This is a genomic window from Kitasatospora aureofaciens, from assembly GCF_019192735.1.
In the GTDB taxonomy this organism is placed as follows: domain Bacteria; phylum Actinomycetota; class Actinomycetes; order Streptomycetales; family Streptomycetaceae; genus Kitasatospora; species Kitasatospora aureofaciens_A.
Map to the genome: position 1 here is coordinate 52,210 of NZ_JAHTKP010000045.1, position 9,936 is coordinate 62,145.

The 9,936-nt window shown below is 76.4% G+C and carries 6 protein-coding genes; 3 read left to right on the forward strand and 3 right to left on the reverse strand.

The features are described 5' to 3' along the window. Positions 1–164: 164 nt before the first annotated feature. Complete coding sequence (locus KV557_RS30985; RefSeq protein ID WP_256178214.1) at positions 165–2,276, reverse strand: amylo-alpha-1,6-glucosidase; 2,112 nt, start codon at positions 2,274–2,276, stop codon at positions 165–167. A 700-nt stretch (positions 2,277–2,976) separates the two neighbouring features. Here KV557_RS30985 and KV557_RS30990 point away from each other — a divergent pair. Further along, entirely contained in the window at positions 2,977–4,290 is a 1,314-nt protein-coding gene (locus KV557_RS30990) for an alpha/beta fold hydrolase (RefSeq protein WP_218204866.1), read from the forward strand. Positions 4,291–4,333: 43 nt separating this feature from the next. On the opposite strand, the gene KV557_RS30995 is transcribed toward KV557_RS30990, so the two are convergent. Next, on the reverse strand, positions 4,334–5,779 hold the full coding sequence (locus tag KV557_RS30995; protein WP_218204867.1) for a DUF4192 domain-containing protein: 1,446 nt from the start codon (positions 5,777–5,779) through the stop codon (positions 4,334–4,336). A 230-nt stretch (positions 5,780–6,009) separates the two neighbouring features. Here KV557_RS30995 and KV557_RS31000 point away from each other — a divergent pair, with 230 nt between their 5' ends. Together KV557_RS31000 and KV557_RS31005 are read left to right on the forward strand one after the other, a co-directional pair. Then, positions 6,010–8,208 carry a RecQ family ATP-dependent DNA helicase gene (locus KV557_RS31000; RefSeq protein WP_218204868.1) on the forward strand — a complete coding sequence of 733 codons (2,199 nt, stop codon included), beginning with the start codon at positions 6,010–6,012 and terminating at the stop codon, positions 8,206–8,208. Between the two features lie 383 nt (positions 8,209–8,591). After that, positions 8,592–9,263 carry a hypothetical protein gene (locus KV557_RS31005; RefSeq protein WP_308130158.1) on the forward strand — a complete coding sequence of 224 codons (672 nt, stop codon included), beginning with the start codon at positions 8,592–8,594 and terminating at the stop codon, positions 9,261–9,263. A gap of 101 nt (positions 9,264–9,364) precedes the next feature. On the opposite strand, the gene KV557_RS31010 is transcribed toward KV557_RS31005, so the two are convergent. After that, positions 9,365–9,787, reverse strand: coding sequence for a hypothetical protein (locus KV557_RS31010; protein WP_256178198.1), 423 nt, complete (start codon positions 9,785–9,787; stop codon positions 9,365–9,367). Between the last annotated feature and the right edge of the window lie 149 nt (positions 9,788–9,936).

Here is a 9,936-nt window from a genome sequence, read left to right on the forward strand (position 1 = left end):
CTCTGACGATAAGCACAGGCCCGCGCAGACCCGCCCCAACCCTTGCCCACGGCGCGGGCCAAGCGCCAGGCTCGGCCCCTGCCGGGTGCCATGGGCGGGCCGGGCGCCAGGCTCGGCTCGGTGGGGGTCCGGGGTGGCGTGGGGTGGCTGCTTCTGGGGAGGGGTCAGCGGGCGACCAGTTGGAGGGCGGGAGAGGCCTCTTCGACCATGGCTACGCCGATGCGGCTCACTCGGACGGAGAAGGGGGCACCGGCGACGCGTAGGCCGGTCAGTTCCAGTTCGCCCAGGGGGGCGGTGCTGGCGGGGCGGACCAGGACTCGGCCGCCGGGGGCGTCGGGGCGGACGCCGGCGAGGGCGAAGACCGCGTGGGCGGCGCCGGCTGCGGAGACTGCCGCCGGGCGGCAGGCGGCCGGGTGCGGGACGGGTGGACAGGCGGGGGTGCGCTGCTCGCCCGCGTACATCTCGGGCAGTCGGCCGTCGAAGTGGGCGGCTGCGGCGAGCAGGCCCTCCAGCAGGGTGCCGGCCTCGTTCTCGTGGCCGGCCTCGGCGAGGCCGGCGATCGCGAGTGCCGTCTCGTGCACGCGTACCGCGCCGCCGCGGTGGCCCAGCGGGTTGAAGCGGGGCGACTTGGCGCTGAGGGTGCGCAGGCCCCAGCCGCTGTCCAGCTCCGGCGCGACCAGCCGCTGGGCGAGCAGCCGGGTCTGTTCGCGGTCCAACAGGCTCTCGTGCCGGCCGCCGTCGGCGGCCAGCCCGGTGTCGAGCAGGTGGACGAGCGAGGAGGCGACCGCCGGGAGCGGCTGGCCGCCCGGGGCGAGGCCGGCGGCGGGCCGTCCGCCGGAGAGGTCGTCGATCCAGAACCGCTCGCGGAAGCGCCCGCGCAGTTCGGCGGCCCAGCCGCGCCACTCCTCGGCGCCGGGGCGGCCGAAGGCCTCCAGCAGTTCGGCGCCGTGCAGGGCGGCGCGATGCGCCTGGGCCTGGACCTCCGCGCGGGCGGCCACCGGGTGGGCGGCCCGGTCCTCCACCGGACGGCTCAGGTCGGTGACGAAGCCGTCGGCCTGGCCCTCGCGGAGGGCGGCGAGGGCCCGCTCGGCGGCCGGGAGCAGGTCGGCAACCTCGGCCCGGGGCAGGCCCCAGCGCCAGGCCTCGGCCAGCACGGTGACGAACAGCAGGGTGGCCTCGGTGGCGGTGCAGGTGGGCGGCAGCTCGGGGCCGCCGTGCCGGAGGGCGCCGGGCAGCAGGCCCTCGGTGCGGCCCGGGGCCGGGGTGAGCTGCTGACGGCGGGCCAGCGCCCGGAGGGTTCCGGCGGCGAGCCGGGTGCCGAGCGGGAGGGTCAGACGGGCGGCCCAGAGCGCGTCGGCCGGGGCGAGGCCGAACCGCCAGGGCGCACCGGAGGCCGGGTAGAGGTCGGTCGGACGGTCCGAGTCGGCGAACAGCAGGCCGCCGAGGGCGTCGAGGGAGCGGGTGACCAGCAGCCCGGCCCGGGCGTCGTCGCTGCGGACCTCCGGTTCGGACCAGGGCAGTGGCACGCCGGTACCGCGTCCGCCCGGCGGGCGCGGGCCGGGCGCGGTGCTCTCAAGTTCGGCACGCAGCTCGACCGACCAGCGGGCGCCGGGCTGCACCTCCAGGTCCCAGCGGAGCACCCCGGCGCCGGCCAGGACGGCGTGCGGGGACGGCTTGGCGCTGACCACCGCGCTGTGGGCCGGACCGGCCCAGCGCAGGCCGGCCGACTGCACCTGGCCCGGCAGGTCCGGCCGGCGGTGCCCGGCGGCGATCTCGGCGACCGGGCCGAGGTCGGTGCCGAGGGCGATCTCCAGCGGCAGCCGGGCGGGCCGGCTGCCGGTGTTGCGCACGGTCACCGTCTCCACGCCGTCCGCGTGGCGCAGCCGTTCGACGGAGAGCGCCGGGTCGGGGTCGAGGTCGCCGGGGAGGCGGACGGCGCCGAGGAAGCGGGCCTGGGCCGTGCTGGTCAGCGTGCCCTGGAGCGGCAGCGGCTCCATACCGCCGAGGCGCAGCTCCATCCGGGCCACCACCCGGACGCCGTTGCGGTAGAAGCCGTGCAGCCCGTGGCCGCGCAGCTGGCCGTCCGGGCCGGAGGCGGCCATCGCGGGGGCGTTGACGCAGAGCACCGCTTGGTGGACGGCGGCGGGCTGCGGTCGGGGCGGGGCGGCGGGCCGGCCCGGACCGGCGGGTGCCCCCGCCGGGAACTGGTCGGGGCGGCCGACCAGTCTCGGCGCGCCGACCACGCTCTCGGCCGGCATGGCCTGTGGTGGCCTCATGGCGGTCACCGGACTCTCCTCCCCTCGGCGGTCCGGTGGCCGGGTCAGGCCGGTGGGCCGCGAGCATGCTCGATCGCGTGCTGATGGTGCCGGGCCGGCGGGGTGTCCCGTCGGCGGGTGTGCCGTGTCTGGCCGTACCCGGCACCGGGTCGTGCCATGCGGTGCGCGGTACCGGGCCGGTACCGGCGCGCCGTGCCTTCGCGCCGGGCACGCCGCTGTGCCCGGCCCGTCGTCAGGTCCTGCGCCCCGGCAGGCCAGTGACGCCCTCTTCCGGTGACCGCCGCCCGTCGGGCCTGCCGCTCTCGCGGCGGCGGCCGGGCGCGGTGCCGGATACGGCCGCCCGTGCTCCGCCGCCCCGGGTGCCGGCGCAGTGCCAAACCGTCCGCCGGGCGGACACAGGGCCCCCGGGGTGAACGCCGCAGACCGGCCGCAGGTCACGCCCGCGCGGGGCCCGGAACTCCGGCGCATCGGCCGGCGGGCGCCGTCGCGGGGTCCACCGCGCTGCCGGCCCTGTGCCGTGCCGGGGCGAACCGCGTGGTCCCGGCGTCGGCCGGTCCCGGGTACGCCCCGGGGTGGACAGTGGCCGTCGAACCGGTGCTCGACCGCCGCCAGGATACGGTGCGGGGGTCGCCGCGCCCGCACCCGGTGACACCGTGAACGGCGACGCGACCGCTGTGACCAGCAGAGACCGAGGAGTTGTATGTCCACCGCCAGCTGGCTGCCCGGGATTGTCACGACCGACCACGTCTTCCAGCTCCCCCTCGACCACGCCGCCCCGCAGGGCGAGCGGATCGAGGTGTACGCCCGTGAGGTGGTGGCCGCCGGCCGCGAGCGGGACGAGCTGCCCTGGCTGCTCTTCCTCCAGGGCGGGCCGGGCGGCAAGGCGGCCCGCCCGCTCGGCCGGGACGCCTGGCTGGACCGCGCCCTGGACGACTACCGGGTGCTCCTGCTCGACCAGCGCGGCACCGGGCGCTCCACGCCCGCGACCCGGCAGAGCCTCGCCCGGCGCGGCGCCGCCCGGGAACAGGCGGACTACCTGGCGCACTTCCGCGCGGACTCGATCGTGCGCGACGCCGAGCTGATCCGCCACCAGCTGCTCGGCGCGGACCGGCGCTGGAGCGTGCTCGGCCAGAGCTTCGGCGGCTTCTGCACGCTCACCTACCTCTCGATCGCCCCCGAAGGCCTGACCGAGGCCTTCATCACCGGCGGCCTCTCCGGCCTCCGCAGTTCGGCGGACGACGTCTACCGTGCCGCCTACCCGCGGGTGGTCCACAAGAACGAGGGCCACTACGCCCGGTTCCCGCAGGACGTCGAGGCGGTACGGCGGATCGCCGCTCACCTCGCCGCCACCCCCGCGACCCTGCCCGACGGCGGCCTGCTCACCGTCGATGCGTTCCAGGCGCTCGGGATGATGCTCGGCGGCGGAACCGGCTCCGGCGCCCTGCACTACCTGCTGGAGGAGGCCTGGGTGGAGGGCGCGGACGGGCCCGAGCTCTCCGACACCTTCCGCTACGGCATCCAGGCCAAGCTCACCTTCGCGGAGGGCCCGCTGTACGCGGTACTGCACGAGTCGATCTACGGCCAGCGGTCGGTGGACCAGGGCGGCACCGCCTGGTCGGCCGAGCGGATCCGCAAGGAGTTCCCGGAGTTCGACGCCCGGGCGGCGCTGGACTCGGGCGCTCCGGTCCTGTTCACGGGGGAGATGATCTACCCCTGGATGTTCGACACGGACGCGACGCTGCGCCCGCTGAAGGAGACCGCCCACCTGCTCGCCGCCCGGACCGACTGGCCCGACCTGTACGACCCGGAGCGGCTGGCCGCCAACGAGGTGCCCGTCGTGGCGGCCGTGTACCACGACGACATGTACGTGGACACCGCCGACTCTCTGGAGACCGCCCGCGCGGTGCGCGGCCTGCGGACCTGGATCACCAACGAGTGGGAGCACGACGGCCTGCGGGTGAGCGGCGGCAAGGTGCTCGACCGTCTGATCAGGATGGCCCACGGCGAGGCGTAGCGGGGCCCGGCCCCGGGGCGCCCACGGCGGGCGGCCGAGGACGTCAGCGCGCACGGTGGGCTCCCCGGGCCGACCGTCGGCTGCACCGGCGGCGCGAGGGTGAGGCCGACGCGCACGACTGCCCTCGGCCCAGCCGCAGGCCTCCGGCGGACCGCTCCCCCGAGCGACACCCGGGCGCCGGGAGCAGGGCGACCGGCCCTGGCCCGCCCGGCTCCGACGCGCCCTCGGCCGGGCTGTCGGGAGCGACGTCCGCGGGGGCCGAGCCCCCGGCCGAGGCAGCCCGGCGGGCGTTCCGCCGACGGCGCCTGCCCGTCGCTGGACCGGGCGACTCACCCGGGCCGGGGGCCGGGCCCAGGCGCTCCTCGACCACTGGCTCCGGAGCCGGTGCCTGCCGCGCCTCGCGGCGCAACCGCTGGCCCTCGATGGCCGCGAGCAACCCCTCCGGCGTCATGCCGTCGTTGAGCGACTCGTGCAGCAGATCGGCCAGCAGGTACGACGGGTCGAGCTTGAGCGTGTGGTCGAGGACGACCCGGGCCGTCGCGGTGTCCCCGGCGACCCAGGAGGCCCAGGCCAGCAGGGTGAGCGGGGCCACCGCACAACCCTCGTAGGGCGGCACGGCCCGCCGGGCGAGGAAGCGCCAGAGCCGCTCGGCGGGCGCCAGCTCGGCGGGCCGGACGTACTCGGCGCCGCGGTCCCGGGTGTGCCGGTCGCACAGGGCGACCAGCAGCCGCGCCGCCCGGTCGTCGTCGAGTTCCCGGGCACCGGCCGCGAACTCGGCGAAGGCCTGGTCGAGCAGGTCGACCCCCGGCTCCGGCAGGCCGACCGCCTCGGCCCGGGCGAGGGCGGCGCGCTGGGCGTCCCCGCCCGGTGGCCCGATCGGGGCCAGCCCGGCGACGATGGCCTTCCGGCTGCCGCGCGGGGCGAGGCCGGCGAAGGTCGCCGCGGCGGCGGCCGGCCCCGGGGCGGGGGCCCGCCGGATCGGATTGCCCGCCGGAGCGCAGCAGCCCTCGCGGCGGCAGAGGAAGGACCACCAGCGGCCGTCCGAGACGCACAGCGACTCCTTGACCGCCACCCCCCGGCGGCCGAACGCGGCCCGGAGGTCGGCGGCCAGCGGCCGCAGGCCGTCCAGGACGGGCGGCCCGTGGTCCGAGGCGGGATCCTGGCAGAGGTAGAGGAGCACCTGGAGCGGGCGGCTGTCACGCCGCTCGGAGATGCCGACCAGCAGGGCGGCCGTCTCCTCCGCCGCGGCCGGCCACTGCGCGGGCGACTCGGGGATGTCCGCCCGGATCACCCCGCCCTGATGCAGGTCGGGGCCGTGCAGGCCGACGGCGACGATGCTGTCGTCGGGGAAGAACCCCAGGAGGTAGGGCAGCAGCTCGGCCATGTCGGCCGGACCGCGCATGGTGACCGGCCGGTGGCCGGAGGCCGGGCCGAGGGACAGGATGACGCGCTCGTTGTTCATCGCGCTGTCGTTGTTCATGGCGTTCATGAGCGGAAGAGTGCCGCACCCGGAAATCCCCGCCGGTTCTTTCTCTTTTCCTGTGGATAACTCCGCTCCCGGTTTCCCCCATCCCTCATTCGGCGCACGCCACCACCACTCCCCCGGGTGATATTTGACGGCCGTTCAACGGAAGAGCTGATGACATACACCCCGCATCCACCTCGCCCCGACACCTCGGCATTCGCCGCTTGTCGGCGGCACGGGGTTACATGGACGCCATGCAGCAGCCCGAGATCCACACCACCGCCACCGCCACCGACCGCGCCGAGGTCCGGGCGCGGGCCGAGGCCGTCCTGCGCGAGCTGGCCGGACCCGGCGCCGCCCTGCGCGACGACCAGTGGACGGCCATCGAGGCGCTGGTGGTCGACCACCGCCGCGCCCTGGTCGTGCAGCGCACCGGCTGGGGGAAGTCCGCCGTCTACTTCATCGCCACCGCCCTGCTCCGGGCCCGGGGCGCCGGGCCGACGGTGATCGTCTCGCCGCTGCTCGCCCTGATGCGCAACCAGGTCGAGTCGGCGGCCCGGGCCGGCATCCACGCCCGCACCATCAACTCGGCCAACACCGACGAGTGGGACGAGATCCAGGCCGAGGTAGCAGCCGGGAAGGTGGACATCCTGCTGGTCAGCCCGGAGCGGCTGAACAACCCCGACTTCCGCGACCAGGTGCTCCCCAAGCTCGCCGCCTCCACCGGCCTGCTGGTGGTCGACGAGGCGCACTGCATCTCCGACTGGGGCCACGACTTCCGCCCGGACTACCGCCGGCTGCGCACCATGCTCGCCGACCTCACGCCCGGGGTCCCGGTGCTGGCCACCACCGCCACGGCCAACGCCCGGGTCACCGCCGACGTCGCCGAGCAGCTGGGCACCGGCACCGCCGACGAGCACGCCCTGGTGCTGCGCGGCCCGCTCGACCGGGAGAGCCTCACCCTCGGCGTGCTCGCCCTCCCCGACCCGGCGCACCGACTGGCCTGGCTGGCCGACCACCTCGACCGGCTGCCCGGCTCCGGCATCGTCTACACCCTCACGGTGGCCGCAGCCGAGGAGGTGACGGCCTTCCTGCGCGAGCGCGGCTTCGCGGTGGCCTCGTACTCCGGCCGCACCGAGGACGCCGAGCGCCGCACCGCCGAGGCGGATCTGCTGGCGAACCGGGTCAAGGCCCTGGTCGCCACGTCCGCGCTGGGCATGGGCTTCGACAAGCCCGACCTCGGCTTCGTGGTGCACCTGGGCTCGCCCAGTTCCCCGATCGCCTATTACCAGCAGGTCGGCCGGGCCGGGCGCGGCGTCGACCGGGCCGAGGTGCTGCTGCTGCCCGGGCGCGAGGACGAGGCGATCTGGCGCTACTTCGCCTCGCTGGCCTTCCCGCCGGAGGAGCAGGTACGCCGGACGATCGACGCGCTGGCCGAGGCCGGCCGCCCGCTCTCCACCGCCGCGCTGGAGCCCAGGGTGGACCTGCGCCGCACCCGGCTGGAGACCATGCTCAAGGTGCTCGACGTGGACGGCGCCGTCCGCCGGGTCAAGGGCGGCTGGACGGCCACCGGCCAGAGCTGGGAGTACGACACCGCCCGGTACGCCAAGGTCGCGGCCTCCCGCGAGGCCGAGCAGCGGGCGATGCGCGAGTACGCGACGGCCACCGGGTGCCGGATGGAGTTCCTGCGGCGGCAGCTGGACGACGAGGAGGCCGCGCCCTGCGGCCGGTGCGACAACTGCGCCGGGCCGCTGCACACCCCGGACGTCTCCGACGCCACCCTGGAGGCCGCCCGGGCCGCGCTCGGCCGCCCCGGGGTCGGCTTCGAGCCGCGTCGGCTCTGGCCGACCGGCATGGACTCGTTGGGCGTGCCGCTCAAGGGTCGGATCCCGGCCGGCGAGCAGGCCGAGACCGGCCGGGCGCTGGGCCGGCTGTCCGACATCGGGTGGGGCACCCGGCTGCGCACCCTGCTCGCCGAGCAGGCCCCGGACGTCCCCGTCCCCGGCGAGGCGGTGGACGCCCTGGTGACGGTGCTCGCCGACTGGGCCCGCGGCCCGGGCGGCTGGGCCGGGCCCGCGACGGCGGACGGCGCCCGGCTGGAGCGGCCGGTCGGCGTGGTGACCATGGCCTCCTCGACCCGCCCCCAGCTGGTCGGCAGCCTCGGCGCGCGGATCGCCGAGATCGGGCGGCTGCCGCTGCTCGGGCGGATCGAGTACACGGCCGGCCGGCCCCCGCACGGTGCCCGCAGCAACAGTGCCCAGCGGCTGCACTCGGTGGCCGACGCGCTGGTCCTGCCGCCCGAGGTGGCGGAGGCGGTGGCCGCCGCGGGCGGTCCGGTGCTGCTGGTGGACGACCTGGTCGACTCGGGCTGGACGGTCACCGTCGCCGCCCGGCTGCTGCGCCGGGCCGGGGCGAGCGCGGTGCTTCCGCTGGTGTTGGCCGTGCAGGGCTGAGCCGGGCTCCGGACGGCGGCATCCGGGCACGCGAATGAGTTCGCGCGAATGCTTTCACTCGAATGGCCTAAAGGGGGGAGAGATCACAACAGCGGCGAAGCCGTGGGACGCATGAGACAGGAAGGGAGTGGCAACTTTGCGCAACCCGGTTCACCGGCCGTTCACGCGGGCCCTGGCCGGTCTGCGGCGCTACCTGGGCCGCGCTTGTGCGGCTGTGGAATATATCCGGCAGAACGTGGACATTCGGGCGGCGTTCATCATTTCATCGTTGCCGCTCCGCCCCCGATGCCATGAGAATTGGCGGGTACCCGAAGCCCGGTCCGGTGGACCCGGCCTTCGGCGTACGCAGGTACCCGCGTGCCCGTGGGTCGGGAAGGAGGATTGTGATCAACGGTATCGGCCGAGGTCAGTCTCCCCTCGCCCGGAGTTCGGCGTCCAGACGGCTGCTGGACCTGGAGACCTGGACCGCCTCGGGGATCCCGTTGCTGCGCGACCCGCGCGACTTCGTCCTGGAGCTGCACCAGCGCCATCTGCCCCAGCCGGGCACGGTCGTGGTCGCCGTCCTCGACGCGCTGCACCACATGAGCGCCTCGGCCTCGTTCACGCCCTGGCCGCACGACACCGACGGCTGGCAGCACCGGAACGCCCTGCTCACCCACCTGCGCCAGATCACCCCGCACGACCTGCGACAGCCCGCGCCGACCCGTACGGCCGTGCTGCTGCGCTGCCGCGAGGGCGCCCCGGGCTGGACCGAGCAGGACGGGGCCTGGATGTGGGCGCTGCGGGACACCTCCGTCCTGCACGGGCTGCGCTGCGGCTCCTACATCGGGCTCACCCCGGCGGGCTGGCAGATCCTCGGGGACGGCCGGAACGGCCGCAATCCTCACGCGGGTTCGTGGGCGGACGGACCGGTCCACACCGTGACGGAGCTGCCGCCGCGCTCGGCCCTGGAGGCACCGAGCGGTCGGCGCGCGCTACGCCAGGCGCCCGAACGGCCGTGGCCCCCCGCGCGGGTGGCCGCTGTCGAGCCGGCCCGACGCACCGGCACCGGCTGAGCCGCCGGACGGCGGCCGGGACGGCGACGAGGACGGGGCAGGGTGCGACGGCCCGCGGGCCCGGTGCCGTAGGGCACCGGGCCCGGGCGGGACCGTTCGTCTCAGGCGCTCACCGGACGGCCGGACGCCGCTCCGGCGGCGCCCGTGACGACCGGGCCGGCGTCACCGCAGACCACCAGCAGCACGGTCGCGCGGCCGAGCGCCGCGGTGTACGCCTCGGCGGCGCGGGCGGGCCGTCCGCCGTTCACCACCAGGACGACCACCTCGCGACGGGCCTGGCGGGTCAGCGCGGCGTCCGCGTAGAACACGTCCCCGCCCTCGGCGAGCTGCGCCCAGTAGCGCTCCTCGCCGAAGGAGAGCTCGTGCTGCTGCCAGGGGTGCGCCTCGCCGACCGTCAGCACCAGGATCTCGCCCGGGCTGCGGCCCGCGTCCAGCAGCTGGTCGACCACCTCGTCGGCGCGGTCCAGCGCCTCGGCCGGGGTGGCGGCGACCCGCCGGACCTCGATCTGCGGCGCGGCGGGCATCGGTCGGCGCGGCGCCGGACCAGGCTTGGGGGCCGGGGGCTGCGGACCGGGCCGCAGCCCGGGCGAGATCCTGGTGCTGACGGGCGGCGCGGCGCACCCCTGGCAGCAGCACGAGCTCTCCTTCGGCGAGGAGCGCTACTGGGCGCAGC

Excerpts from the sequence above, each read along its gene's own strand:
- KV557_RS30985 (WP_256178214.1), bottom strand. The coding sequence starts at position 2,276 with ATGAGGCCACCACAGGCCATGCCGGCCGAGAGCGTGGTCGGCGCGCCG.
- KV557_RS30990 (WP_218204866.1), top strand. The coding sequence starts at position 2,977 with ATGTCCACCGCCAGCTGGCTGCCCGGGATTGTCACGACCGACCACGTC.
- KV557_RS30995 (WP_218204867.1), bottom strand. The coding sequence starts at position 5,779 with ATGAACGCCATGAACAACGACAGCGCGATGAACAACGAGCGCGTCATC.
- KV557_RS31000 (WP_218204868.1), top strand. The coding sequence starts at position 6,010 with ATGCAGCAGCCCGAGATCCACACCACCGCCACCGCCACCGACCGCGCC.
- KV557_RS31010 (WP_256178198.1), bottom strand. The coding sequence starts at position 9,787 with ATGCCCGCCGCGCCGCAGATCGAGGTCCGGCGGGTCGCCGCCACCCCG.